The organism is Albidovulum sediminis (assembly GCF_025380365.1).
Lineage (GTDB): Bacteria > Pseudomonadota > Alphaproteobacteria > Rhodobacterales > Rhodobacteraceae > Albidovulum > Albidovulum sediminis.
In genome coordinates this window covers 599,019-622,956 of the sequence record NZ_JAOCQF010000001.1, presented here as the reverse complement: position 1 = coordinate 622,956, position 23,938 = coordinate 599,019, and the positions used below count along the sequence as shown (strand labels likewise).

Genomic DNA, 23,938 nt, shown 5'->3' with positions numbered 1-23,938 from the left:
TTAGGGGAACAGCTAAGTTTAAGGCCAGCGATGAACCTCTCCCCCGGCCAGCTCGACATCCTGTTCCAGGCGCTCGGCGACCCGACCCGGCGCGCGATCCTCGAACGACTGGCGCGCGGACCGGCGACGGTGACGGAACTGGCAGCCCCCTTCGACATGGCGCTGCCCTCCTTCCTCGCCCATGTCCGCAGGCTTGAGGCGTCCGGGCTGGTTGACACCGCCAAGGACGGCCGCGTGCGCACCGTGACGCTTGTTCCGGGGGCTTTCACCCCGGTGCGCTCCTGGCTCGACGAACAGCGCGCGCTGTGGGAGGGGCGGCTGGACCGGCTCGACGACTACGTAACCCGACTGATGAAGGAACGCGCAGATGGACCTCGATCCGAAGACTGATCTTCACTTCACCCGCACCCTCGCCGTGCCCCGCAGCCTTGTCTGGGAATGCTGGACCTCGCCCGAGCACATCCCGCATTTCTTCGTGCCGCGCCCGCACCGGGTGACCGCCTGCGACCTCGACCTGCGCGTCGGCGGGCGCTTCAACACCACCTTCGAGGTCGAGGGCAACCTGATGGAGAACCACGGCGTCTACCTTGAGGTGGTGCCGGAGGAACGGCTCGTCTTCACCGACGCCTACCGCGAGGGGTGGAAGCCCGCGCCCGACCCGTTCATGACCGCGCTTCTCTTGCTGTCGGACGCGGCGGGGGGCGGCACCACCTATACCGCGATCGCCCGCCACCGCTCGGCCGAGACGGCCGAGGCGCACAAGGCGATGGGATTCTATGACGGTTGGGGCACCGTTGTGGACCAGCTTGAGGACTACGCGAAGGGGCTGATGCGATGACCGGCGCCAGGTTCACCACGCTCGACTTCACGCGCGATGTCGCGGCCCCGCCGGCAACGCTCTGGCGCGCCTGGACCGACCCGGTCCTGCGCGCCGCCTGGTCGGCGCCCTCGCCCGAGGTCAGCGTCACCTACCTTGAGTCCGACACCAAGGTGGGCGGGCGCGAAGTGGCCCTTTGCCGGTCGCCGGGCGACCCCGAGTTCCGCGTCGAATCGCGCTGGCTGGCGCTCGATCCCGGCCGGCGCAGCGTCAACTCCGAGGTCGTGGAGGCCGAGGGCCGGACGCTGTCTGCCGCCCTGGTCACCGCCGAGATTGCCGACACGGGCGCAGGCGCGCGCCTCGCGCTGACGGTGCAGATCGCCTCGCTCGCCGACCGCGACATGGCGGGCGACTATCGCGCGGGCTTCGACGCGGGCCTTGACAACATGGCCGCGCTGGCCGCCCGAACCATGGTCATCGACCGCACCATCGCGGCCCCCGTGGCGGCGGTCTGGGCGGCCTGGACCGACCCGAAGGCGCTGCCGCAGTGGTGGGGGCCCGAGGGCTATTCCTGCCGCACCACCCGCATCGACCTGCGCGCGGGCGGCGAATGGGTGTTCGACATGATCGGCCCCGACGGCACCGTCTACCCCAACCACCACCGCTACCTGCGCCACGACGCGATGGCGCGGATCGACTACACGCTGCACTGGGGCGAGGACGGGCCGAAGCACGCCGACGCCTCGGCGACGTTCGAGGATCTGGGCGGGGGTCCGGGCGGGGGCACCCGCGTCACCCTGTCGATGGTCTTCGCGACGGCGGCGGAGTTCCAGACCGCGAAGGGCTTCGGCGCGGTCGAGCTTGGGCTTGAGACGCTGGGCAAGCTCGCACGGTTCATCGGCGCCCGATAGCCGACATCAGTCGGCCCTGCCCTTCGGGCGTGGCGGCGGTGCCCGGCGCGGGACTGCATCGCGAAAGGCGTCAAATCCTTTCCAGGCAGGCTCCACCGGCGGGACGCCCGCCTGGGGATTGTAGATCGAGGGTCCGTCCTGTCCCGGAATGTATCGGGGACAGTTCGGAAAGATCGCCCGCGCCCTGACCCGAACCAGAAGCTGGGCGCCGACGTAGTCCCCGATCTCGGGGTCGTCGCGCGACACGCTCGCCGTGCCGTTCACCCTGAGGCGGGCGGGGCGGTCACCCATGCGGATGAACAGAAGTCCGACATGGGGGTTGGCGAAGATGTTGCCGAGGCTCTTGAACATGCCGTTGCCGTCATAGTCGGGAAAGGCCAGTTCATCCGGTCCGGTCACCCGCACGAACCCCGGCGCGCCGCCCTTGAACGAGCAGTCGGGCCGGCCTTCGGCATCGGCGCTGGCCAGAAAGAAGAATTCCGCATTGCCGATGAAGGCGCGGTCGTCGTCGGTAAATGCCTGCCGGAAGGTGACGGCCTCCAGCCGGTCGGCGATCCGGCGGCTGTCGAACAGGTCCTGGAAATGCCGGTTGCCGTCGTGGAAGAGTTTGCTTGCCATGACTCCGGGGCTCCCTGGGGCACATTCGACTCTAGCACGGCGCGGCGCGATTGTATCGGCTGCGAACTCGGTGCCCTTGATGATCCGGCGGGTGCCGCCTAGGCTCCGCCCCGTGACGCACCGGAGAGCCCCGATGAAAGACGCCAGCCCGCAGACGATCCACCTTGCCGACTACCAGCCCTACCCCTTCCGCGTCGCGCGGGTGGAGCTGACCTTCCGCCTTTCCCCCCGCGCGACCCGCGTGCTCTCGCGCATCGCCTTCGCCGCCAATCCCGACCGCCCCGGCCGCCACGACCTCTTCCTGCACGGCGAACGGCTCCGGCTCCTCTCCGCGCGGATCGACGGCACGCCGGTGCCGGCCGCGGCCCTGGTCGTGACCGACGAGGGATTGACGGTTGCGGCCCACGCCCTGCCCGAAGGCCCCTTCCTCTGGGAGGCGGAGGTCGAGATCGACCCCGAGGGCAACACCGCGCTCGAAGGGCTCTACATGTCGGGGGGGATGTATTGCACCCAGTGCGAGGCCGAAGGGTTCCGCAAGATCACCTACTACCCCGACCGGCCCGACGTCATGGCGCCCTTCCGCGTCCGCATCGAAAGCGACCTGCCGGTGATGCTGTCGAACGGCAACCCGGTCGGCGCGGGCGCGGGCTGGGCCGAATGGGACGACCCCTGGCCGAAGCCCGCCTACCTGTTTGCCCTTGTCGCGGGCAACCTCGTCAACCTGCCCGACCGCTTCACCACCCGTTCGGGCCGTAAGGTCGACCTCAACATCTGGGTGCGCCCCGGCGACCTCGACCGCTGCGCCTTCGCCATGGACAGCCTGATCCGGTCGATGAAGTGGGACGAGGACACCTATGGCCGCGAATACGACCTCGACGTCTTCAACATCGTCGCGGTCGACGATTTCAACATGGGCGCGATGGAGAACAAGGGGCTGAACATCTTCAACTCCAAGCTTGTCCTCGCCAGCCCCGAAACCGCCACCGACCTCGACTTCGAGCGGATCGAGGGCGTGATCGCGCATGAGTATTTCCACAACTGGACCGGCAACCGCATCACCTGCCGCGACTGGTTCCAGCTTTGCCTGAAAGAGGGGCTGACGGTCTTCCGCGACCAGCAGTTCACCTCCGACATGCGCTCGGGCCCGGTGAAGCGGATCGAGGACGTGCTGACGCTGCGCGCCCGCCAGTTCCGCGAGGACATGGGGCCGCTCGCCCACCCGCCGCGCCCGTCGAGCTTTGTCGAGATCAACAACTTCTACACCGCGACCGTCTACGAAAAGGGCGCCGAGGTGATCGGGATGCTGAAGCGGCTGGTCGGCGATGACGGCTACGCCCGCGCGCTCGACCTCTACTTCGACCGGCACGACGGCGATGCGGCGACGATCGAGGACTGGCTGAAGGTGTTCGAGGATGCGACCGGGCGCGACCTTTCCCAATTCCGGCGCTGGTACACCGACGCGGGCACCCCGCGGCTGAGCGTGGCGGAGGACTGGGCCCCCGGCGATCAGGGCGGCACCTTCACGCTGACCTTCACGCAGTCGACCCCGCCCACGCCGGGGCAGGAGGTGAAGCCGCCCCGCGTGATCCCGATTGCCGTGGGCCTTCTCAACCCCAACGGCGACGAGGTGGTGCCGACCACGGTGCTGGAGATGACCGAGGCCACGCAAAGCTTCCGCTTCGACGGGCTCGCCAGCCGCCCGGTCGCCTCGATCCTGCGCGGCTTTTCCGCCCCCGTGGTGCTGGAGCGTTCGGTCCCGGCCGCCGAACACGCCTTCCTGCTCGCCCACGACACCGACCCTTTCAACCGCTGGGAAGCCGGGCGCGCGCTGGCCAAGGACACGCTGGTGCGGATGGTGGCAGAGGATGCACCCGCCTCGCCCGACTACATCGCGGCCCTCGGCCGGCTTCTGGCCGACGACGCGCTCGACCCCGCCTTCCGCGCGCTCTGCCTGCGCCTGCCGGCCGAGGATGACCTGGCGCAGACGCTGGCCGATACCGGGCGCACCCCCGACCCCGACCGCATCCACGCCGCGCGCGAGGATCTGGCCCGCGCCGTCGCTCAGGCGCTTGAACGCCCGTTGGCCGCGACATTCGAGGCGATGGCCGACGGCGGCCCCTTTTCGCCCGATGCGGCGGCGGCAGGGCGACGGTCGCTGCGGGTGGCGGCGCTGGCGCTGCTCAACCATCTGGATGGCGGCGCGCGGGCGGCAGACCTTTTCGACGGTGCGACCAACATGACCGAACGGGCCGCGGCACTGGCCTGCCTGATCGAGGCGGGCCGCGCCGCGGAGGCGCTGGCCGCGTTCCACGACCGCTGGCGGAACAACCGCCTGGTCATCGACAAATGGTTCACGCTCCAGGTGGTTCACGCGGCACCCGCGCATGCCGCAGGCGTTGCCGGGCAACTGGCGGCACACGCCGATTTCGACTGGAGAAATCCCAACCGCGCGCGCGCGCTTCTGGGCGGGCTTGCGGCCAACCACGCGGGCTTCCACGACGCCTCGGGGGCAGCCTACCGCTTCTATGCCGACTGGCTCCTCCGGCTCGATCCGGTCAACCCGCAGATCGCGGCACGGCTGTCGACGGCGTTCGAGACCTGGGCGCGCTACGACGCGGACCGGCGCGCGCTCGTCCGGGCCGAGCTGGAGCGCATCCGCGCCACGCCGGACCTGAGCCGCGACCTGTCGGAGATGACGGCCCGCATCCTCGGCGCCTGACCCCACGCGCCCGGCCCACGCGCCTGCCCGCCGAATCGAGCCTCGGCCCCGGCCCCGGCGCGGCGGCCGGGTCGGGCGGGGAGCACCCGGCCGGCCGGCCCGGACAGGACCGGCGCCGCAAACAGTGGCCCATCGGCCGGCAGAACCGTTTCGCATACGTGGCCAAATGCGCGGGACGCTTTGCGATCCGCAGGCCCGGCGTCATTCTGGCATCAGTGTAACGAGTGACCGATCATGTTGAGTGAAATCTTCGAATACCGCGATCAGGCGCGCACGCCTGCAACTTACCTGGCGCTCGGGGCCGCGATGGCCTCCGCCTATCTTGTCCACAATCTTTCGCTGCCCCACCTGCACCAGCTGCTTGCGGTGCTGTTCGTGGGCGTGGTGCTGTGGCGCATCGCCGACAATCCGATCCGCGGCTTTCGCCTGTCGCAGGACGGCCTGGACTTCTTCGAGGGTCGCTACCGCCGCCAGATCGCGCTTGGCGACATCGCCAGCGTCACCGTCTACGAGGCGCGCGGGGAAGGCACACGCTGCATCCTGAACCTGCGGTCGGGCGACCGGCTGTCGCTTCCGGGGGCACACCGCTTCGGCACCCGTCGCCTGGTGGCGGAGTTCGGCGGGCTCGGGCTGCCGATCCTGATCTAGCCCCTGGCGGCGCAGTAGCTCTGGCTGCGGGTCCAGCCGGCGATCTCCGCGCGCTTGTCCGCGGAACGCATCGGCGCCCAGTCCCGCGCGATGCCGCGCCAGCCGCCGGAGCCGTCGCTGACGATGGCATCGTCGCGCGCGACCTGGCTTGCGGCGATGCGCACCGCGCAGGACAGGTTCGCCGACCCGTCCTGAAGCTCTTCCCGGTCCTGCGCCGCGCAGTCATAGGCCTGCGCGGTCCGCGGCGCGATCTGCATCAGCCCGATCCAGCGCCCGCCGCCGCCCTTGGCCGCGGGGTTCCAGGTGCTTTCGTACTTCGCGATCGACGACAGAAGCCCGGCCCAGAAGGCGCGCCGGTCTTCCATGCTGGCGCTGCGGTAGCCGGGGCAGAAGGTGTCGATGTCCTGGGGCACGGTCAGCGCCAGTGCCGCGCCATGGCCGCGCAGGGCCTGAAGCGTCGACACGGTCCATGCCTCGGTTCCCGGCAGGTGGTCCCAGCGCATCGGCGGCAGCTGGTTGGCCCCCATCGTCGCCTGCGGCGTGACGCAGGCCGAGAGGGCCGACAGCGCAAGCGCCGCCGCCACCAGACCAAGCTTTCGGGACGTAAGCCGCATCGTGCGTGTCATCCTGTCGGGCCGGCCCCACCGCGTCCGGCAGGCGACAAATTCCGCATCGGACCCCCTTGTGCAAGCGCGCGTTTTCCGTATCGGCGGAGATTCGCCGCCGCAGGCCGCCTCCGGCGCACGCCGCCACTCGCCCGAACGTGACCGCTTCGTGATCGTGATCCGTGCTAGGGCGCTGCCATGACACGTTTTCCCTTCGTCTCTTGTGCCCTCTGCCTGCTTCTGTCCGGCCTGCCCGCGGCAGCGCAGGACCGCGCCGGCAACAACACGCCCGGCGACTGGGTGGTGACCCATCAGAAGCCCTTCGGCGGGTGGGATTCGGTCTGCGACGAGCGGACCGAGGACGGCACGCTGCGTCAGCGCTGCTATCTGCGGCAGGTCGACGTCTTCTCGCCCCGGCCGGACTTCGCCGCGCATTTCGTCTTCGTCACGCCCGAGGCGGAGGGCGTGCGGGTGGAATACGGATCAGAGCGCGGCACCCGGTTCCTGCCGGGTGGCCACCGGATCGAACGCGACGGCGCGGCGCAATGGACCGCGACGGCGGCGGGTTGCCTGACCGGCGGCACTTGCGTCTTCGAGGGAGCGGAGGCCGCGGCGCTTTACGCCACCCTGCGCGCGGGCGGCGCCTGGCGCTTCGACTTCGCCGACCGCTACGGCAAAATGCAGTCGCGGTCCTGGGATCTTGGCCCGTTCGACGCCGCCGCCGCCGATTTCGAGGCGGAAGCCACCGCGCGCGGCCTGCGCTAGGGCTTCTTGTCTCGGGCCGGCCTGTCCCTTAGAAAGCCCCGGACAGCGCGAAGGATCCCGCCCATGCTCGACCTGACCTTTGAAACCCCGAAACCCAAGGTGATCGCCGGCGCGACCTCCGACTGGGAACTGGTGATCGGGCTTGAGGTGCACGCACAGGTCGCCTCCCGTGCCAAGCTTTTCTCCGGCGCCTCGACCGAATTCGGGGCGGAACCCAATTCCAACGTCTCCTTCGTCGATGCGGCGATGCCGGGGATGCTGCCGGTCATCAACGAATTCTGCGTGGCCCAGGCGGTGCGCACCGGGCTGGGCCTCAAGGCCGCGATCAACCTGCGCTCCGCCTTCGACCGCAAGAACTATTTCTATCCCGATCTGCCGCAGGGCTACCAGATCAGCCAGCTCTACCACCCCATCGTCGGCGAGGGCGAGGTGATCGTGGACATGGGCCCCGGCGTCGCCCGTCGCGTCCGGATCGAGCGCATCCACCTCGAACAGGACGCGGGCAAGTCGATCCACGACCTCGACCCCAACATGTCCTTCGTCGACCTGAACCGCACCGGCGTCGCGCTGATGGAGATCGTCTCGCGCCCCGATATCCGGGGGCCCGAGGAAGCGGCGGCCTATGTCGCCAAGCTGCGCCAGATCATGCGCTACCTTGGCACCTGCGACGGCAACATGCAGAACGGCAACCTGCGCGCGGACGTCAACGTCTCGGTCTGCAAGCCGGGGGACTACGAAAGGTATCAGGCGACCGGCGATCACTCGGTGCTTGGAACGCGGTGCGAGATCAAGAACATGAACTCGATGCGTTTCATCCAGGCCGCCATTGAATATGAAGCCCGCCGCCAAATCGCCATCGTCGAGGATGGCGGCAAGGTGGTGCAGGAGACCCGCCTTTACGACCCCGACAAGGGCGAGACGCGCTCAATGCGGTCCAAGGAAGAGGCGCACGATTACCGCTATTTCCCCTGCCCCGACCTGCTGCCCCTGGATATCGAACAGGCCTGGGTCGACGACATCGCCGCCTCCATGCCGGAACTGCCGGACGCGAAGAAGGCGCGCTTCGTCACCGGCTACGGCATGACCGAATATGACGCGGGCGTCCTGACCGCCGAGGTCGAGAACGCCGCCTTCTTCGAGGCGGTGGCACAGGGCCGCGACGGCAAGCAGGCGGCGAACTGGGTCATCAACGAATTGTTCGGCCGGCTGAACAAGGAAGGGCTCGCCATCGCCGACAGCCCGCTCTCGGCGGCCCAGCTTGGCGGCATCCTCGACCTGATGGCCTCGGGCGACATCTCCGGCAAGATGGCCAAGGACCTGTTCGAGATCCTCTGGACCGAGGAGAGGGGCGCCGACCCGGCCGAGGTTGCCGCCGCGCGCGGCATGAAGCAGGTCACCGACACCGGCGCGATCGAGGCGGCGGTGGACGAGGTCATCGCGGCAAACCCCGCGCAGGTGGAAAAGGCCAGGGCCAACCCCAAGCTCGCCGGCTGGTTCGTCGGCCAGGTGCTGAAGGCGACGGGCGGCAAGGCCAACCCCGCCACCGTCAACGACCTCGTGGCGAAGAAACTCGGCCTTTAACGGTTGTAGCGGATGAAGGGCGACACCTTCGCGATCTGGTCATAAAGCTGGCGCGCGGTGGTATTGAAGTCCTGCGTCAGCCAGTAGACGGCGGGCGTGCCGTTCCGATCGGCGGCCTCATAGACCGCCTCGATCAGCGCGCGCCCCGCGCCGGTGCCGCGCACCTCCGGGTCGACGTAGAGGTCCTGCAGATAGCACACGTCCTCGACCCGCCAGTTGTGCGGGTGGAAGATGTAGTGGACAAGGCCGACAAGCCGTCCGTCCGCCTCGGCCACCAGCGCCTTCTGCTCAGGCCGCGCGGGGTCAAGCAGCCGCGCGAAGGTGGTGCGGTAGACCTCCTCGCTCACCGCGGTCTCGTAGAAGGCGAGGTAGGCGGTCCAGAGCCGGCGCCACTCCGGCTCGACCTCGGGGCGCAGGGGGCGGATCGTCAGGGTCATGCGGGTCTCCGATGTGAAGGGGTCTCAGGCGGGGCAGCCAGCGCGGGCCGGCGTAGACCAGCGGCCGACAGATGCCACGGACTGCGCGCCTGCCCCTTCATGTGTCAAGCCGGCCATCATGGCCGTACGCGAAAAGCCTTCGAGACGATCTGCCAGCGGCCTTCGCTGCGCAAGAGAAGCAGGTAGTCGTCAAAGCTCGCCCCCGCCCAGTCGTCCTCGATATGAACCGAGGCGATGTCGCCCGCCACGGACAGGCTGAGGACCTTCCATGACACCGGCGCGCCGGGGTCCGCGACGTCCTGGCAGAGCCCGATGAACTGCTCGCGGTCGTTCCACATCAACTCCCCTTGATAATGGCCGATCTCGCTCATCCGGGGATGAAACGCGCGTTCCAGCATCTCGCGGTCGCCCCGTATCATTCCTTCGACATAGGTGCGGACGACAGCCTCGATCTCGTCCCGGTCCGGTGCCTGCATCGCGCCATTCCCCCCGCGCTGACGTATGAAAATCGTGTCTCATCATGCCGCACGAAGCGGCATCTGCCACCGGTTCGTTCGCCGCCCTACCCCCCGAAGGTCGCACGGGCCTGCGCCTGTAGCCGCGCGCGCTGGAAGGCCACCAGATCCGGCGCCGGCTGACCCTCGCTCAGCGCGACCAGGAACGGGTCCTCCACATCGGTGCCGAGGCCCGACAGTTCCTCGACGATCGCAAGGCCGCAGAAGGGCACGACCACCTCGGAATAGTCGCCCTCGTGCACCGCGACCAGCCGCCCGCCGCAGAGCGCGGCCGCCTCGGCCTTCAGCATGCGCGTCATCTCGCGGAAGGTCTCGGAGGTGGCCAGCATGCGCGCCAGCGGATCGTGGCCGTTCGCATCGAGCCCGCTGGCGATGACGATGATGTCGGGGCGGAAGGCCCTGAGCGCGGGCAGGACCAGCAGTTCCATCGCATCCAGATAGGCGCGATGCCCGCCGCCCGGCAGCAGCGGCACGTTCAGGTTGAAGCCCTCGCCCCTGCCCCGCCCCCGGTCCCCGGCCCGGCCGGTATCCGTCGGATAGCACGCCTCCTGATGCAGCGAGATCGTCAGCGTGTCGTCGCGGTCGTAATAGATGGCCTCGGTCCCGTTGCCGTGGTGCACGTCCCAGTCCACCACCGCGGCCCGGAGCGGTCCCTGCGCGGCCCGCAGCGCCTCAAGCGCGATGGCGATGTTGGCCAGAAGGCAGAAACCCATGCCCTTGTCCGGCAGGCAGTGGTGCCCCGGCGGGCGCGAAAGCACATAGGCGTTGTCCACCTTGCGCGCCATCACGTCGGCGACCCCGCGCATCGCCAGCCCCGCCGCCAGCGCCGCGATCTCGTAGCCGCCCCGGCTGAAGGCCGCCTCTTCGCCCATGTCGCCGCCGCCCGCGTCCGAGAGCGCCTTGAAACGGTCGAGGTAGGCCGCGGGGTGCACGCGCTCCAGATCGGCGCGGGTCGCGGGCGGTGCGGTCCGCACCTCGAGACGGCCGAGGAGCCCGGAGACATCGAGAAGGTTGCGGAACCGCCGCTTGGTCTCGGGGCTTTCGGCATGCTGCCCGCCCGCGGGCGGCTGCACATAGCCCCCGACCGGCAGGAAGAACGCATGTTCCCCCGCCGAATGCCACATGCATCGTTCGTCGAAATAGAATCCCGTGGCCATCCGCCTCTCCGCGTTTCGCAGGGCAAAGTTCACCGACACGCCCCCGCCTGGCAAGCCCCCGCAGCCGCCCGGACGATCCTGTTGCAGGCTTTCCCCGCCCCGGGCGCCGATTTCGTGCCCCCGGTGCCGCTCGTCCTCGAATCGCGCTATGGTGCGCGGACTTGTGGGGACCCGAGCGGAGAGGGCCGATGCAACGCTACGAATACAAGGCCGTTTCCCTGCCCGAAAAGGGCGAGAAGGCACCCGGCGCGAAGACGGCCGATGAACGCTTTGCCCATGCGATCGTGCAGATGATGAATCGCCTCGGCCGCGACGGCTGGGATTACGTGCGCACCGATACCTTCACGCGCGAGGACAAGGTGGGCCTTGCCCGCCGCTCCGTCACCGTGCACCAGACGCTGATGATCTTCCGCAGGCCGATCGGCGACAGCTTTGCCGCCACGCCCTCGGAAACCCCGCGCCCGTCCTTCACCGCGGCGCGCACGCCCGAAGGCACGCCGGCCTGGGAGCCGCTGATCCTGGAGCGCAAGGAACCGCGCCTGAGCAAGGACGGCGACTGACGCCCTGCCCGCACGCTCGCGAGGGAATCACGTTGGGGTGAGATGTCATGGCCGCGGTCAGTCCGCGAACATTCGCGCAAGTTGCGCGCCATTCTTCACCCGACATGGACAATCGGTTCTCGCCGGACAGGCCAACCGGGCCTCGCTTGCCGCAAGGTTAACCGCATTAACCCTCTGACAACGATAACGAATCGTGAAGATTCGCGGGACTTGCGCCGGGCCTGCCGCTCAAGGACGGGCGCAAGAGACTTGCCAGGCAAGGAAATGTCCTGCACCTTCAGGTTGTTGTTAAGTGGTGACCCCAGATGTACGAGTTCAAGTATTTCCAGGCTCCCAAGCCTGTTCGCCGTGGCAAATCCGCGAAAGCCGGCCGCAGCACCCTCTCCGACCTCACCTCTCGCGAAATGGACCTTCTGGCTGACGCCGGCTGGGAATTCATCGGGCTCGAGATGCGCCCGATCCTGATGCGCGGCTGGTTCGGCAGGATGCGCCAGCGCGAGGAATCCTTCATGGTGTTCCGCCGCCCGACCGACATCCGCGCGCATGTGCCGCTTCTCATCGGACCGCGCCCGGGCGAAAGCGTCGAAGCCTGGCGCGAACCGGAGGTCAAACCGCGCCGCGTCCGCGTGCTCAACCCCGGCGCCGGCACCAACCGCCCGATAATGACGCGTCGACCCGCGCTGCCGCTTCTGGCCAGCTGATCCCGGCGTTCCCCGGCACGCCCACGCGCGCATCGGCGCGTGGGTCCGCGCGGTGAATGATATCACCGACTTTTTTGCATCCTGCCCCTTCCAAGCCCGGCCAAAAGCCCTACACTCGGTGCCCCGAGTCGCAGTGCGAGCTTTCGGTAGGCAGGATGAGCAGGAACGACCCCTTCGGCTTCGACATTTCGGCCGCGTCGGACAAGAAGCGCCGCGCCAAGGCCAAGCGCGGCATGTCCGGCGCCTTCGAGACATCGACACGCCTGTGCGACCACGCCGGCTGCGCCGAGGCAGGGCAGTACCGCGCCCCGAAGTCGCCCGACTCGCTTGACGACTATTACTGGTTCTGCCGCGACCACGTGCGCGAGTACAACCTGAAGTGGAACTTCTTCCAGGGAACGACCGAGGAAGAGTTCGAGACCTTCATCGACAAGGACCGCGTCTGGGGCCGCGAGACCAAGCCCTTCGGGAAACGCGGAACCGAGGACCGCGCCTGGGCCCGGCTGGGCATCGCCGACCCGATGGAGCTTCTGGGGGCGAACGCCACCCAGAACCCGGGCCGTTCCGCGGGGCGGAAGCTGCCCCCGACCGAGCGCAAGGCGCTGGACATCCTGGAGGCCAGGGATACCTGGACGAAGGTGGAAATTCGCAGGCAATACAAGAGCCTCGTGAAGGATCTTCACCCCGACATGAACGGCGGCGACCGCTCGGACGAGGAGCGCCTGCAGGAGGTCGTCTGGGCCTGGGACCAGATCAAGGACAGCCGCAACTTCAAGGAGTGACCGCGCGGGGCCAGCCGCGAGGCCGCCGGGGGCGCTGCCCCCGGACCCCCGGGATATTTGCGAAAAGAAGAAGGGCCAGGGCGGGGTCCGGGCGATCAGGCCAGGCGGAAGGCCAGGGCCAGGCCATTCATGCAGTAACGCTTGCCGGTCGGCTTCGGTCCGTCGTCGAAGACATGGCCGAGATGGCCGCCGCAGCGCCGGCAGTGCACCTCGGTCCGCCGGCCGAGGAGACCCCAGTCCGCCTTCGTGGACACCGCGTCGGGAAGCGGCGCCCAGAAGGAGGGCCAGCCGGTGCCGCTGTCGTATTTCGTCGCCGCGTCGAAGAGGGCGAGGTCGCATCCCGCGCAGTGGAAGAGGCCGGCCCGGTGTTCGTCGTTGAGCGGGCTTGAGAAGGCGGGTTCCGTCGCCTCCTCGCGCAGGACTCGGTATTGCGCGGGGCTGAGGCGGGCGCGCCATTCGGCATCGGTGAGGGTGAATTCGAATTCGCCCTCGGCGCGGGCGCGGGCCGAGGGGGATACCCCGGCAAGCCCCGCGCCGACAAGCGCGAGCATGGTTCTGCGGGTGAGCATGGGCCCCTCCGGGCTCGGTGACGGCATGGCCGCCATCATGCCGCAAACCGGCGCCGGGGTCACTCAGCCTTTGTCCGCGCGGGATCGCAATGTCGTGATCTGACCCCCGATCCGGCCCCGCGCCCGCCGCGCGTCGATCTGGACGCCGATCATCGAGAGCGTCCAGGCCGCGCCGACCGCGGGCGAGGTGGCGACCGAGGCGGCCACGAACACCGGACCGAGGATCAGCCCCGCGAGGCTTTCGCCGGGCCAGAGTGCCAGCGCCGCGCCGAGGCCGGCGCCGAACGCCGTCGCCACCACCGCGCCGACCAGCGCGAGGGCGGCACCCGCCCGACCGGCGCGCCCGAAGAGTGCCGCCACCGGCAGGCCGCCCGCGAAGGCGCCAAGTGCCGCCATCGCGCTCAGCCGGAGCCAGTCGTCGGGGCCCGCCACCGCGTTGGCGGTCAGGTTGATCGCGAACATGACCGTTCCGCCGCTGGCCCCCAAAAGGGCCGCGATCCGGATGTGGGGGCTGGAGAGCATGGGAACCTCTTGCCTTGGGGCTGCGTTCCCAGGGTTCTGGCACGCCACCGGCGCAGCCTCCGCGCAGGTTTCGTGCAGGGCTTGCGCAGACGCTGGCACCATCGTTTGTGGCAATCTGGCGCGCGGAATTCGCCCCCCGTGCCCTTGCACCCCCCGGCGATATGATCCATCAATCGCGGGTGGCGGCCCCGCCCCTTGGGGCCCTTGATCAGAATGGGCAAGACGATGCTGGACACGACCGCGAAACCCACCGAGGAGATCTCCGTCCGCGAGGTCTTCGGGATCGACACCGAGATGAAGGTGAAGGGTTTCGCCGACCGCAGCGACCGCGTGCCCGAGGTCGACCACACCTACAAGTTCGACCCCGACACCACGCTGGCCATCCTCGCGGGCTTTGCCTACAACCGCCGCGTCATGATCCAGGGCTATCACGGCACGGGGAAATCGACCCATATCGAACAGGTGGCGGCACGGCTGAACTGGCCCTGCGTGCGCGTCAACCTCGACAGCCACATCAGCCGGATCGACCTGATCGGCAAGGACGCGATCAAGCTGCGCGATGGCAAGCAGGTGACCGAGTTCCACGAGGGCATCCTGCCCTGGGCGCTGAGGAACCCCGTCGCCATCGTCTTCGACGAATATGATGCAGGCCGCGCCGACGTGATGTTCGTGATCCAGCGCGTGCTGGAGCATGACGGCAAGCTGACGCTTCTCGACCAGAACGAGATCATCACGCCGAACCCCTATTTCCGGCTGTTCGCGACGTCGAACACGGTTGGTCTGGGCGACACGACCGGGCTTTACCACGGCGTCCAGCAGATCAACCAGGCGCAGATGGACCGCTGGTCGCTGGTCGCGACGCTGAACTACCTGTCCCACGACGCCGAGGCCGCCATCGTGCTGGCCAAGAACCCGCATTACAACACCGAGAAGGGCCGGCGGCAGATCGGCCAGATGGTCACCGTCGCCGACCTGACGCGCACCGCCTTCATGAACGGCGATCTCTCGACCGTCATGAGCCCCCGGACCGTCATCAACTGGGCCCAGAACGCGGAGATCTTCCGCAACCTGGGCTATGCCTTCCGGCTGACCTTCCTGAACAAGTGCGACGAGCTGGAGCGCAAGACCGTGGCCGAGTTCTACCAGCGCTGCTTCGACGAGGAACTGCCGGAGAGCGCGGCGAGCCAAAGCATCCGGTGACGCCATGCACATCGGCCTGATCGGTGGCATTGGCGTCGCGGCGACGGTCGTCTACTATCAGCGCCTGACCGCCGAGGTGGCGCGGCGGGGCGGCGCGGTCAATCTGACCATCGCCCATACGCCCGACATCAACGTGCTGATCCGCAACAACCTTTCCGATCGCCGGGCCGAGCAGGCGGAAGAATACATGCCGCTGATCGACCGGCTGCGGGCGGCGGGCGCGGATTGCGTCGCGATCACCTCGCTGGGCGGGCATTTCTGCTACGACGAAACGCGCGCCGTCTCGTCCTTGCCGCTGGTGTCCGCGGTCGCGCCGCTAGACGATTTCTTCGGCCGCGAGGGCATCCGTCGGGTCGGCCTTCTGGGCACCCGCGTGGTGATGCGGACGCGGCTTTACGGCCAGTTGCGCCGGACTGAGGCGGTGGCCCTTGACGCAGAGATCGAGACCCTTGGGCAGGCCTATCAGGAGATGGCCGTAGCCGGTACCTGCACGACGGAGCAGCGCCGGCTGTTCATCGACGCCGGGCGGCGGTTGGTCGATGACCTGGGGGCCGAGGCGATCGTTCTGGCGGGAACCGACCTCAACCTCGCCTTCGACGGGCAGGACCCCGGCTACCGCGTGATCGATGCGCTGGACGTGCATGTGGGGGTGCTGGCCGACCTGGCCACCGGCCGCTGCAGGCTGGAAGACGTGGCGGACATGCCCACCGCCCCCGGCGCGTTCTGAACCGAGGGAGATCCCATGGACCTGCACCTGAAGGGCAAGCACTTCCTGATCACCGGCGGCACGCGCGGCATCGGGCGGGCCATCGCCGAAACCTTCGCCGACGAGGGTGCGGACGTCTCGCTCTGCGCGCGCGACGACGCGGCGGTACAGGAGGCGGTGGCCTCGCTGCAGGCGAAGGGCGTCCGCGCCTTCGGACGCGCGCTGGACGTGGCAGACGAGGCCGCGCTGACGGCCTTTGTCCGGGACGCGGCAGGGCACATGGGCGGGCTTGACGGGGTCGTCGCCAACACCAGCGCCATGGCATCGGGCACCACGGCGGAGGATTTCGAGGCCGCCTTCCGCGTCGACCTGATGCACACGCGGGCGGCGGCAGAGGCCGCCATCCCCCATCTGGAACGCTCCGGTGCCGGGTCGATCGTCGCCATCTCCTCGATCTCGGGGATCGAGGACTATGGCTACGACGGCGTCTCCTACGGCACGATGAAGGCGGCTTTGTTCTTCTACATCAAGTCGTTGTCGCGCCATGTTGCGGCAAGGGGGATTCGCGCCAATGTCGTCTCTCCGGGGACGACGCTGTTTCCGGGCGGGTTCTGGGACAAGGTGCGCCAGGAAGACCCGGAAGGCTTTGCCCAGAACCTCGCCTTCAACCCGATGGGCCGGATGGCCACGGCGGAAGACATCGCCAACGTGGCGGTTTTCCTGTCCAGCCCGCGGGCCGGCTTCGTCTCGGGCGCCAATGTTGTCGTCGACGGGACGGCCACGATCCGGATGCAGACCTGAGATGGACTGCGCCCCTGCCTCACTCGGCCCTTGCGGCGCCCCGGTCATGGTGGTTGATTGCGCCCCATGACCCGAACCTCCGACAACCCCGCCGATCCGTTCAAGAAGGCGCTCGCCGAGGCGACGAAGACGCTGGCGGACGACCCTGACCTGACCGTCACCTATTCCGTCGATCCGCCGGGCATGACGGCGGACGCGATGCGCCTGCCGCAGGTCTCGCGCCGGATGACGCGGGAAGAAGTGCTGATCGCGCGCGGCACCGCCGACGCGCTGGCACTGCGCCGGCGCCACCACGACGACGCGGTGGCCGCGAAGTATTCCCCCACCGGCCAGATGGCGCGCGACCTTTACGAGGCGATGGAAACCGCCCGCTGCGAGGCGGTGGGCGCGCGCTCCATGCCCGGCACGCTCGGCAACATCGACGCCAAGATCGCGCAGGAGGCTGAGCGCAAGGGCTATTCCCAGATCCGCTCCGCGCAGGAGGCGCCGCTGGCGCAGGCCGCGGGCTATCTCATCCGCCATCTTGCCACCGGGCGGCCGATGCCGGGCGGCGCGGGCAACGTGATGGACCTCTGGCGCCCCTTCATCGAGGAGCAGGCGGGCGGCACGCTGGAGCATGTCAACGAGGTGCTGGCCGACCAGGCGGCCTTTGCCCGGCTGACCCGCCAGGTGATCAAGGACCTGGGCTACGGCGACCAGCTTGGCGACGACCCCGACCTCGAGGACGAGGAGGAGGGTGAGGGCGAGGAGACCGAGGACCAGCCCGACACCTCCGAAGGTCAGGAGGAAAGCGAAAGCGAAGAGGCCGACGCCGAACCTGACCAGAGCCAGGAGGACCAGCAGGACAGTTCCCAGTCCAAGGTAATGATGGACGAGGCCGCCGAGATGGAGGACGGCGAGGAGGCCGAGCTTCCCGAGAGCGATGCCCCGCTGGAGCCGCCGCCGCCCGCGCCGCATTCCGACGCGGACCCGAACTATTCCGTCTACACAACTGATTTCGATGAGGAAATCAAGGCCGAGGATCTGGCCGAACCGGCCGAGCTTGAACGCCTTAGGGCCTATCTCGACCAGCAGCTCGACCCGCTGAAGGGCGCGGTCAGCCGGCTGGCCAACAAGCTTCAGCGCCGGCTTCAGGCGCAGCAGAACCGCAGTTGGGAATTCGACCGCGAGGAGGGGATTCTCGACGCTGGCCGCCTTGCTCGCGTGGTGGCGAACCCGACCACGCCGCTGTCCTTCAAGGTCGAGAAGGACACCGAGTTCCGCGACACCTGCGTGACGCTGCTCCTCGACAACTCCGGCTCGATGCGCGGGAGGCCGATCTCCATCGCCGCGATCTGCGCCGACGTGCTGGCGCGCACGCTGGAACGCTGCCAGGTCAAGGTGGAGATCCTCGGCTTCACCACCCGCGCCTGGAAGGGCGGGCAGTCGCGCGAACGCTGGCTGGCGCAGGGCCGGCCGCAGCAGCCGGGGCGGCTCAACGACTTGCGCCACATCATCTACAAGGGCGCCGACGCGCCGTGGCGGCGGGTACGCTCGAACCTCGGGCTGATGATGAAAGAGGGACTCCTGAAGGAGAACATCGACGGCGAGGCGCTGGAATGGGCGCACCGGCGCATGATCGGTCGGCCCGAACAGCGCAAGATCCTGATGGTGATCTCGGACGGCGCCCCGGTCGACGACTCCACGCTGTCGGTCAATGCCGCGAACTACCTGGAAAAGCACCTGCGCGACGTGATCGCCATGGTGGAGCGGAAGAAGGCCGTGGAACTGATCGCCATCGGCATCGGCCATGACGTGACCCGCTACTATCAGCGCGCGGTGACCATCACGGACGTCGAGCAACTGGCGGGCGCCATGACCGAGCAGTTGGCCAGTCTCTTTGACAGCGACCCGCGCGCGCGGGCGCGGGTGATGGGGATCAGGAAGGCGGGCTGAGGTCTTGCCGCCGCGACAGGGATCAAGAAGCGCATGTTCCAGACCTTCCACGCCTCCGCCTCCCCCGAACAGGGCCCCGCCCGCCTCGCCGCGCTGCGCGCGGTCATGGCCGGCGCCGGGGTGGATGGCTTTCTGGTGCCGCGCGCCGACGCGCATCAGGGTGAATATGTCTCCCCCCGTGACGAACGTCTGGCCTGGCTCACGGGCTTTACCGGATCGGCAGGGTTCTGCATCGTGCTGCCGGCGATTGCCGGGGTCTTCGTCGACGGCCGCTACCGCACGCAGGTGAAGGTGCAGGTCGATCTGACCCATTTCACCCCGGTGAACTGGCCCGAGGTGAAGCCGGCCGACTGGCTGAAGGAGATGCTGCCTGGCGGAGGCAAGGTCGGCTTCGACCCGTGGCTTCACACCGCGAAGGAGATCGAGGATCTTCGCGCGGCACTTGAGGATACCGGCATAGAGATCTGCGAGACAAGGAATCTTGTCGATTCTGTCTGGCCCGATCAGCCGCCCCCGCCACTGGGCCCGATCCGTACCCACCCGCTGGAGGTCGCGGGCGAGGCCGCAGCCGACAAGCGCGCACGCCTCGGCGACGATCTCGCACGCGCCGGACAGGCGGCGGCGATCCTGACGCTGCCGGATTCGATTTCCTGGCTTCTCAACATCCGCGGCACCGACATTCCCCGCAACCCGGTCGTCCACGCCTTCGCGATCCTCGAGGCGGGCGGGCATGTGACCCTGTTCGTCGCGGGCGACAAGCTTTCGGACGCGGTCCGCGCCCATCTGGGCCCCGACATAACCATCCGCCCGCCCGAGGCGTTCGAGCCCGCGCTGCGCACACTCTCCGGCCCGGTCCGGGTGGACCGGACGACCGCCCCCCTTGCGGTGTCGGGCATCCTGAAGGAGGCGGGCATCGCCGTCGCCTGGGGCTCCGATCCCTGCATCCTGCCCAAGGCGCGCAAGAACGCCGCCGAGATCGCCGGCATGGCCGAGGCGCACCTACGCGACGGCGCCGCGATGGTGGAGTTTCTCGCCTGGTTCGACCGCGCCGCAGCGGGGGGCGGACTGAGCGAGATCGACGCCGTCCGCGCGCTTGAAGGGTTCCGCCGCGCGACCAACGCGCTGGAGGACATCAGCTTCGAGACGATCTGTGGCACCGGCCCGCACGGCGCGATCATGCACTACCGCGTGACCGAGGAGAGCGACCGCCCGATCCTGCCGGGCGAGGTCGTGGTGATCGATTCGGGCGGGCAATATCTGGACGGGACGACCGACATCACCCGCACGGTACCGGTCGGCCCGGTGGATCCCGAGGTGCGCGCCTGCTTCACCCGCGTCCTGCAGGGCATGATCGCGATTTCGCGCCTGCGCTGGCCGCGCGGCGTGGCGGGCGCGCATCTGGACAGCCTGGCGCGCTACCACCTCTGGCTCGCCGGGCAGGATTTCGACCACGGCACCGGCCACGGCGTCGGCGCCTATCTTTCGGTCCACGAAGGGCCGCAGCGGCTGTCGCGGCTGTCGGACGTGCCGCTTGAGCCCGGCATGATCCTGTCGAACGAACCGGGCTACTACCGCGAGGGCGCCTTTGGCATCCGGATCGAGAACCTCGTCGTGGTGGAGGAGGCGCCCCTCCTGCCCGGCGGCGACGCGCAGCGCCGGATGCTGGCCTTTCGCACCCTGACCTTCGCGCCGGTGGACCTGCGGCTGGTCGATGCCGCCGCACTGTCGGCGGGGGAGCGCGACTGGCTGAACGCCTACCACGCCGAGGTGCGCGCGAAGATCGGGCCGCGCCTGTCGGACGGGGCGCGCCGGTGGCTCGAAAAGGCGACGGCCGCGATCTAGTCGCGCCCTAGCTATGCTCCTCGGCGGCGGTGTCGGCCAGCGCGCGGGTGTAGGCGCGCAGGGCGTCCGCCTCGAACACCGCGCCGAGCAGTTCGGGCGGGCCTTCCAGCGCGGTGGCGCGCACCACCGGCAGGAACTCCGCGCCCGAGGTTTCGAACAGCCGGAGGGCCGCGTCCAGCGTCTGCGCGTCGGTCAAGAGGAACCCCTGCGCGATCAGGTCGCGGCAGGCGTCCGCGGGTGCCGCGCGGGGTGCCTCGCGCGGGCGAAGAACGCGGGCGACGGGAATGGTGGCGGCAAGGTACGCCTGCGGGCCGGCCGCCAGCCGCACCCCGCGCCGTTCCAGTTGCGTCAGGAAGAAGGACCGCTCCACCAGGCGCGAGGCGAGCGCGGTCGACAGCGACACCGCCGCCATCACGGCGATGCCGGTTTCCCAGTCGCCCGTCATCTCGAAAACGATGAGCGTGGTCGAGATCGGCGCGCCGAGGACGGCGGCGGCGACCGCGCCCATGCCGGCCAGCGCATAGACCGTCTCGGCCCCCGATACCTCGGGCAGGAGGCCGGTCGCGATCAGGCCGAAGGCGAGGCCGGTGAGCGAGCCCACGACCAGCGCGGGAGAGAACATGCCGCCCCCCATGCGCCCGCCAAGGGTGACGGCGACGGCGACGACCTTGACCGCCGCGTAGAGGATCGCGGTCGCCAGGCCGATGCGGCCGGTCAGCGCGGCCGACGTGGTCTCGTAACCCACGCCGATCACATGGGGAAAGGCGATGGCGATGGCGCCGACGATGGCGCCGGCCAGCGCCGGGCGCAGCCAGCGCGGCAGGCCCGTCGCGCGCTGCAGGCGGTCGCCGAGATCCTCGGCCAGGAAGACCGCGCGCATGAGCGCCACCGCGACAAGGCCCGACACCACCCCGAGCAGGAGAAAGGCCGGCAGTTCCCAGAAGAAGGCGATCCCGCCCTCGCCCGGCAGCATGAACTCGGTGACGCCGCCGTATTCGATCCGGTTGATGACCGTGCCCGCGACCGCGGCGATGGCGATGGGGGCGAAGGCATGGACGGCGAAGTGGCGCAGCACCACCTCGAGCGCGAAGATCGCGCCGGCGATGGGGGCGTTGAAGCTGGCCGAGACCGCCGCGGCGACGGCACAGCCCAGAAGGTCGCGCCCGGTGATCCCGTTCGCGTTGATCCGCCGCGCGACCCAGGTGGAAATGACGGCGGCCATGTGCACGACCGGCCCCTCGCGTCCCGAGGAGCCGCCGGTGGAGAGCGTGATGAGCGAGGCAAGGGCCGAGGCCACGCCGGCGCGCCGCTCCACCCGGCCCTGCCGGAGCGCCGCGCCCTCGATCACGTCGGCCACGGCGCGCACCCGCCCGTCGGGGGTGAAGCGATGCAGGATGAGGCCGACGGCCAGCCCGCCGAGGGCCGGGATGGAGAGGATCCACCACCACGGCAGCCACTCCGCCGCCGAGGCGAGAAGGACATCGTCGGTGCCGTAGATCGCGGTCTGGATCGCGGAAATCGCCTTGCGGAAGAAAAGCGCCGCCGTGCCCGCCGCCACCCCGAGGGCCAGCGCGATGAACCAGAACTGGATCTGGCTCGGCCCCGCGGCCCGCATGACGGCGAGCGCGCGTGCCCCCGCGGCGCGCCAGTCGCCGGCGATGCGGCGCAAGCTGTCCTGCCCCGGCGTCCCCATCCGGCACCTTTCCGCGGGCGGCGATGCCGGGGGCTTCCCCGGCCCGCCCGCTTGGCCTAGGGTCGCCCGCGCCACCAGCCGGAAGGACACCATGCCCCACGACGCGGCGCTTGCCGAACTGACGCTTCTTCTAGGGGATCGGTTGAGCCGGTCCAAGCCCGATCTGGCCCAGCACGGTCAGAACGAGACCTGGTTTCCCGAAACCCCGCCCGACGCGGTGGCCTGGCCCGAGACGACCGAGGAGGTGGCGCGCCTTGTCGCGATCTGCGCCCGCCACGGCTGCCCGGTGGTGGCCTGGGGGGCGGGCACCTCGCTCGAGGGGCATGCGCTGGCGTTTGCGGGCGGTGTCGTCGTCGATTTCGCGCGCATGAACCGGGTGCTGGAAGTGCGGCCCGGCGACATGCAGGCGGTGGTCCAGCCCGGTATCACACGCGAGGGGCTGAACGCGGAGTTGCGGGCGACCGGGCTGATGTTTCCGGTCGATCCGGGGGCGAACGCGACGCTGGGCGGGATGGCCGCCACGCGTGCCTCGGGGACCACGGCGGTGCGCTACGGCACGATGCGCGACAACGTCCTGGCGCTTGAGGTGGTGCTGGCCGACGGGCGGGTGATCCGCACCGGGTCGGGGGCGCGCAAGTCCTCGGCCGGCTATGACCTGACCGGGCTTTTCGTCGGCTCCGAGGGCACGCTTGGCCTTGTCACCGAACTGACGCTGCGCCTGCATGGCCAGCCCGAGGCGGTGTCGGCCGCGGTCTGCGCCTTCCCCGATTTCGCCGCCGCCGTCGAGGCGGTCATCGCCACGATCCAGTCCGCGATCCCTATGGCGCGGATCGAGTTCGTGGACGAAACCGTGGCGCGCATCTTCAACGCGCAGTCGGGGACGGCCTTTCCCGAATTGCCGCACCTGATGGTGGAGTTCCACGGCTCGGAAGCCTCGGCCGCCGAGGATGCCCGCCGCTTCGGCGAGATCGCCGAGGGGTTCGGCGGCCTCGGCTTCGACTGGGCCACGACGACGGAGGAGCGAAACCGGCTCTGGCGGATGCGGCACGGGGCCTATCGCGCCTGCATCGCCGCCCGCCCCGGTTCGATGGGGATGGTGACCGACATCTGCGTGCCGATCTCGCGCCTGGCCGAGGCGGTGGCGGAGACGCGCGCCGACATCGCCGACCTCGGGCTGCAAGGCCCGATCCTCGGCCATGTCGGCGACGGGAACTTTCACGCCATCCTGCTCCTGGAACGCGGCAACGCCGGGGAACTGGCCCGCGCCAAGGAGGTGACCCGGCGGCTGGCGGAACGCGCGCTGCGGCTGGGCGGCACGATCACCGGCGAGCATGGCGTGGGCGTGGGCAAGAAGGGCCTGATGGCGCTGGAACACGGGGAGGCCTGGGATGTCATGGCGCGGATCAAGCGCGCGCTTGACCCCGACGGCATCCTCAACCCCGGCAAGGTCGTGGAGGTTTCGCAATGAGCCTTGCCGACCCGGCCGATTTCCCGCGCGCCTTCGCCAACGCCTTCTCCGCCCGCGATCTTGGCGCGGTCGGGCGGCTTTTCACGCCGGACGCGGATTTCGTGTCCCTGACCGGGGCCTGGGCCGAAGGGCGCGAGGCGGTTGAGGAGGTGCTGGCCGCCGAACTTGCCGGAACGCTCGCGCGCGTAAAGCTGGTGACGGGGCGGACGCGGCTGCGCGCGGTCGCGCCAGGTGTCGCGCAGGTTCTCCAGCGCTTCGTGCTGTCCGGGCTCTCGCACCCGGACGGAAGCGATGCGGGGCGGGTCGGCGTGATCCTGGCCGCACTCCTCCGCGAGGGCGCCGAGGGCTGGCTTGCCGTCAGCGCGCAGTTCTCGCCCGAGGGCTGA

General features: G+C 69.3%; 25 protein-coding genes. 17 read left to right on the top strand and 8 right to left on the bottom strand.

Annotation, left to right across the window (positions count from 1 at the left end):
• Window positions 1-30: 30 nt before the first annotated feature.
• The 3 genes from N5I32_RS03075 to N5I32_RS03065 are packed head-to-tail and all read left to right on the top strand — an operon-like array spanning window position 31 to window position 1,728.
• Window positions 31-390, top strand: coding sequence for an ArsR/SmtB family transcription factor (locus N5I32_RS03075; RefSeq protein WP_261493921.1), 360 nt, complete (start codon window positions 31-33; stop codon window positions 388-390).
• Entirely contained in the window at window positions 368-838 is a 471-nt protein-coding gene (locus tag N5I32_RS03070) for an SRPBCC family protein (RefSeq protein ID WP_261493920.1), read from the top strand. Before N5I32_RS03075 ends, N5I32_RS03070 begins: the two co-directional genes overlap by 23 nt.
• On the top strand, window positions 835-1,728 hold the full coding sequence (locus N5I32_RS03065) for an SRPBCC domain-containing protein (RefSeq protein WP_261493919.1): 894 nt from the start codon (window positions 835-837) through the stop codon (window positions 1,726-1,728). The genes N5I32_RS03070 and N5I32_RS03065 overlap by 4 nt, the downstream gene beginning before the upstream one ends.
• Before the next feature lie 6 nt (window positions 1,729-1,734).
• Here the strand turns inward: N5I32_RS03065 and N5I32_RS03060 are convergent, their stop codons facing one another.
• Window positions 1,735-2,346, bottom strand: coding sequence for a pyridoxamine 5'-phosphate oxidase family protein (locus N5I32_RS03060; RefSeq protein WP_261493918.1), 612 nt, complete (start codon window positions 2,344-2,346; stop codon window positions 1,735-1,737).
• A gap of 133 nt (window positions 2,347-2,479) precedes the next feature.
• Between N5I32_RS03060 and pepN the strand changes: the two genes are divergently transcribed.
• Window positions 2,480-5,065, top strand: a complete 2,586-nt coding sequence (gene pepN / locus N5I32_RS03055; protein WP_261493917.1) for an aminopeptidase N — start codon at window positions 2,480-2,482, stop codon at window positions 5,063-5,065.
• 234 nt (window positions 5,066-5,299) lie between these two features.
• Complete coding sequence (locus N5I32_RS03050) at window positions 5,300-5,713, top strand: hypothetical protein (RefSeq protein WP_261493916.1); 414 nt, start codon at window positions 5,300-5,302, stop codon at window positions 5,711-5,713.
• On the opposite strand, the gene N5I32_RS03045 is transcribed toward N5I32_RS03050, so the two are convergent.
• Window positions 5,710-6,327, bottom strand: a complete 618-nt coding sequence (locus tag N5I32_RS03045; RefSeq protein WP_261493915.1) for a transglycosylase SLT domain-containing protein — start codon at window positions 6,325-6,327, stop codon at window positions 5,710-5,712. The genes N5I32_RS03050 and N5I32_RS03045 overlap by 4 nt on opposite strands.
• Before the next feature lie 189 nt (window positions 6,328-6,516).
• Here N5I32_RS03045 and N5I32_RS03040 point away from each other — a divergent pair, with 189 nt between their 5' ends.
• The gene (locus N5I32_RS03040; RefSeq protein WP_261493914.1) at window positions 6,517-7,083 is read left to right on the top strand and encodes an invasion associated locus B family protein; all 567 of its coding nucleotides are present in this window, start codon (window positions 6,517-6,519) and stop codon (window positions 7,081-7,083) included.
• A gap of 63 nt (window positions 7,084-7,146) precedes the next feature.
• Window positions 7,147-8,664, top strand: coding sequence for an Asp-tRNA(Asn)/Glu-tRNA(Gln) amidotransferase subunit GatB (gene gatB, locus N5I32_RS03035; RefSeq protein ID WP_261493913.1), 1,518 nt, complete (start codon window positions 7,147-7,149; stop codon window positions 8,662-8,664).
• Here gatB and N5I32_RS03030 read toward each other — a convergent pair.
• The 3 genes from N5I32_RS03030 to N5I32_RS03020 all read right to left on the bottom strand — a co-directional run bounded on the left by N5I32_RS03030 (window position 8,661) and on the right by N5I32_RS03020 (window position 10,773).
• Window positions 8,661-9,101 (bottom strand): GNAT family N-acetyltransferase, encoded by a 441-nt coding sequence (locus tag N5I32_RS03030; RefSeq protein WP_261493912.1) that lies wholly within the window; start codon window positions 9,099-9,101, stop codon window positions 8,661-8,663. The two genes, gatB and N5I32_RS03030, sit on opposite strands and share 4 nt — an antisense overlap.
• Window positions 9,102-9,217: 116 nt before the next feature.
• A complete protein-coding gene (locus N5I32_RS03025) occupies window positions 9,218-9,577 on the bottom strand; it encodes a nuclear transport factor 2 family protein (protein ID WP_261493911.1) in 360 nt (119 codons plus the stop codon).
• Between the two features lie 86 nt (window positions 9,578-9,663).
• On the bottom strand, window positions 9,664-10,773 hold the full coding sequence (locus N5I32_RS03020) for a class II histone deacetylase (protein WP_261493910.1): 1,110 nt from the start codon (window positions 10,771-10,773) through the stop codon (window positions 9,664-9,666).
• A gap of 188 nt (window positions 10,774-10,961) precedes the next feature.
• Between N5I32_RS03020 and N5I32_RS03015 the strand changes: the two genes are divergently transcribed.
• The 3 genes from N5I32_RS03015 (at window position 10,962) to N5I32_RS03005 (ending at window position 12,816) form a co-directional block, all read left to right on the top strand.
• A complete protein-coding gene (locus N5I32_RS03015) occupies window positions 10,962-11,333 on the top strand; it encodes a DUF4177 domain-containing protein (RefSeq protein WP_261493909.1) in 372 nt (123 codons plus the stop codon).
• A 305-nt stretch (window positions 11,334-11,638) separates the two neighbouring features.
• On the top strand, window positions 11,639-12,034 hold the full coding sequence (locus N5I32_RS03010; RefSeq protein ID WP_261493908.1) for a hypothetical protein: 396 nt from the start codon (window positions 11,639-11,641) through the stop codon (window positions 12,032-12,034).
• A 155-nt stretch (window positions 12,035-12,189) separates the two neighbouring features.
• Window positions 12,190-12,816, top strand: a complete 627-nt coding sequence (locus tag N5I32_RS03005) for a J domain-containing protein (protein WP_261493907.1) — start codon at window positions 12,190-12,192, stop codon at window positions 12,814-12,816.
• Between the two features lie 95 nt (window positions 12,817-12,911).
• Here N5I32_RS03005 and msrB read toward each other — a convergent pair whose 3' ends face one another.
• Window positions 12,912-13,385, bottom strand: a complete 474-nt coding sequence (msrB, locus tag N5I32_RS03000) for a peptide-methionine (R)-S-oxide reductase MsrB (protein WP_261493906.1) — start codon at window positions 13,383-13,385, stop codon at window positions 12,912-12,914.
• 63 nt (window positions 13,386-13,448) lie between these two features.
• On the bottom strand, window positions 13,449-13,907 hold the full coding sequence (locus N5I32_RS02995; protein ID WP_261493905.1) for a hypothetical protein: 459 nt from the start codon (window positions 13,905-13,907) through the stop codon (window positions 13,449-13,451).
• Between the two features lie 225 nt (window positions 13,908-14,132).
• On the opposite strand from N5I32_RS02995, the gene cobS reads away from it, so the two are divergent.
• The 5 genes from cobS (at window position 14,133) to N5I32_RS02970 (ending at window position 20,391) form a co-directional block, all read left to right on the top strand.
• Window positions 14,133-15,107 (top strand): cobaltochelatase subunit CobS, encoded by a 975-nt coding sequence (gene cobS / locus N5I32_RS02990; protein WP_439648172.1) that lies wholly within the window; start codon window positions 14,133-14,135, stop codon window positions 15,105-15,107.
• Window positions 15,108-15,111: 4 nt separating this feature from the next.
• On the top strand, window positions 15,112-15,834 hold the full coding sequence (locus N5I32_RS02985) for an aspartate/glutamate racemase family protein (RefSeq protein ID WP_261493903.1): 723 nt from the start codon (window positions 15,112-15,114) through the stop codon (window positions 15,832-15,834).
• A 15-nt stretch (window positions 15,835-15,849) separates the two neighbouring features.
• Complete coding sequence (locus N5I32_RS02980; protein ID WP_261493902.1) at window positions 15,850-16,614, top strand: SDR family NAD(P)-dependent oxidoreductase; 765 nt, start codon at window positions 15,850-15,852, stop codon at window positions 16,612-16,614.
• 66 nt (window positions 16,615-16,680) lie between these two features.
• Window positions 16,681-18,549 (top strand): cobaltochelatase subunit CobT, encoded by a 1,869-nt coding sequence (gene cobT / locus N5I32_RS02975; RefSeq protein ID WP_261493901.1) that lies wholly within the window; start codon window positions 16,681-16,683, stop codon window positions 18,547-18,549.
• A 33-nt stretch (window positions 18,550-18,582) separates the two neighbouring features.
• On the top strand, window positions 18,583-20,391 hold the full coding sequence (locus N5I32_RS02970; RefSeq protein WP_261493900.1) for an aminopeptidase P family protein: 1,809 nt from the start codon (window positions 18,583-18,585) through the stop codon (window positions 20,389-20,391).
• A 7-nt stretch (window positions 20,392-20,398) separates the two neighbouring features.
• Here the strand turns inward: N5I32_RS02970 and N5I32_RS02965 are convergent, their stop codons facing one another.
• A complete protein-coding gene (locus N5I32_RS02965) occupies window positions 20,399-22,084 on the bottom strand; it encodes a chloride channel protein (protein ID WP_439648171.1) in 1,686 nt (561 codons plus the stop codon).
• Window positions 22,085-22,175: 91 nt separating this feature from the next.
• On the opposite strand from N5I32_RS02965, the gene N5I32_RS02960 reads away from it, so the two are divergent.
• Both N5I32_RS02960 and N5I32_RS02955 read left to right on the top strand, forming a co-directional pair.
• A complete protein-coding gene (locus N5I32_RS02960; protein ID WP_261493899.1) occupies window positions 22,176-23,552 on the top strand; it encodes an FAD-binding oxidoreductase in 1,377 nt (458 codons plus the stop codon).
• Window positions 23,549-23,938, top strand: a complete 390-nt coding sequence (locus N5I32_RS02955; protein ID WP_261493898.1) for a YybH family protein — start codon at window positions 23,549-23,551, stop codon at window positions 23,936-23,938. Before N5I32_RS02960 ends, N5I32_RS02955 begins: the two co-directional genes overlap by 4 nt.

Bases quoted from the DNA above. Each gene is read 5' to 3' on its own strand.
- N5I32_RS03075 (WP_261493921.1), top strand. From the start codon at position 31: ATGAACCTCTCCCCCGGCCAGCTCGACATCCTGTTCCAGGCGCTCGGC.
- N5I32_RS03070 (WP_261493920.1), top strand. From the start codon at position 368: ATGGACCTCGATCCGAAGACTGATCTTCACTTCACCCGCACCCTCGCC.
- N5I32_RS03065 (WP_261493919.1), top strand. From the start codon at position 835: ATGACCGGCGCCAGGTTCACCACGCTCGACTTCACGCGCGATGTCGCG.
- N5I32_RS03060 (WP_261493918.1), bottom strand. From the start codon at position 2,346: ATGGCAAGCAAACTCTTCCACGACGGCAACCGGCATTTCCAGGACCTG.
- pepN (WP_261493917.1), top strand. From the start codon at position 2,480: ATGAAAGACGCCAGCCCGCAGACGATCCACCTTGCCGACTACCAGCCC.
- N5I32_RS03050 (WP_261493916.1), top strand. From the start codon at position 5,300: ATGTTGAGTGAAATCTTCGAATACCGCGATCAGGCGCGCACGCCTGCA.
- N5I32_RS03045 (WP_261493915.1), bottom strand. From the start codon at position 6,327: ATGCGGCTTACGTCCCGAAAGCTTGGTCTGGTGGCGGCGGCGCTTGCG.
- N5I32_RS03040 (WP_261493914.1), top strand. From the start codon at position 6,517: ATGACACGTTTTCCCTTCGTCTCTTGTGCCCTCTGCCTGCTTCTGTCC.
- gatB (WP_261493913.1), top strand. From the start codon at position 7,147: ATGCTCGACCTGACCTTTGAAACCCCGAAACCCAAGGTGATCGCCGGC.
- N5I32_RS03030 (WP_261493912.1), bottom strand. From the start codon at position 9,101: ATGACCCTGACGATCCGCCCCCTGCGCCCCGAGGTCGAGCCGGAGTGG.
- N5I32_RS03025 (WP_261493911.1), bottom strand. From the start codon at position 9,577: ATGCAGGCACCGGACCGGGACGAGATCGAGGCTGTCGTCCGCACCTAT.
- N5I32_RS03020 (WP_261493910.1), bottom strand. From the start codon at position 10,773: ATGGCCACGGGATTCTATTTCGACGAACGATGCATGTGGCATTCGGCG.
- N5I32_RS03015 (WP_261493909.1), top strand. From the start codon at position 10,962: ATGCAACGCTACGAATACAAGGCCGTTTCCCTGCCCGAAAAGGGCGAG.
- N5I32_RS03010 (WP_261493908.1), top strand. From the start codon at position 11,639: ATGTACGAGTTCAAGTATTTCCAGGCTCCCAAGCCTGTTCGCCGTGGC.
- N5I32_RS03005 (WP_261493907.1), top strand. From the start codon at position 12,190: ATGAGCAGGAACGACCCCTTCGGCTTCGACATTTCGGCCGCGTCGGAC.
- msrB (WP_261493906.1), bottom strand. From the start codon at position 13,385: ATGCTCACCCGCAGAACCATGCTCGCGCTTGTCGGCGCGGGGCTTGCC.
- N5I32_RS02995 (WP_261493905.1), bottom strand. From the start codon at position 13,907: ATGCTCTCCAGCCCCCACATCCGGATCGCGGCCCTTTTGGGGGCCAGC.
- cobS (WP_439648172.1), top strand. From the start codon at position 14,133: ATGCTGGACACGACCGCGAAACCCACCGAGGAGATCTCCGTCCGCGAG.
- N5I32_RS02985 (WP_261493903.1), top strand. From the start codon at position 15,112: ATGCACATCGGCCTGATCGGTGGCATTGGCGTCGCGGCGACGGTCGTC.
- N5I32_RS02980 (WP_261493902.1), top strand. From the start codon at position 15,850: ATGGACCTGCACCTGAAGGGCAAGCACTTCCTGATCACCGGCGGCACG.
- cobT (WP_261493901.1), top strand. From the start codon at position 16,681: ATGACCCGAACCTCCGACAACCCCGCCGATCCGTTCAAGAAGGCGCTC.
- N5I32_RS02970 (WP_261493900.1), top strand. From the start codon at position 18,583: ATGTTCCAGACCTTCCACGCCTCCGCCTCCCCCGAACAGGGCCCCGCC.
- N5I32_RS02965 (WP_439648171.1), bottom strand. From the start codon at position 22,084: ATGGGGACGCCGGGGCAGGACAGCTTGCGCCGCATCGCCGGCGACTGG.
- N5I32_RS02960 (WP_261493899.1), top strand. From the start codon at position 22,176: ATGCCCCACGACGCGGCGCTTGCCGAACTGACGCTTCTTCTAGGGGAT.
- N5I32_RS02955 (WP_261493898.1), top strand. From the start codon at position 23,549: ATGAGCCTTGCCGACCCGGCCGATTTCCCGCGCGCCTTCGCCAACGCC.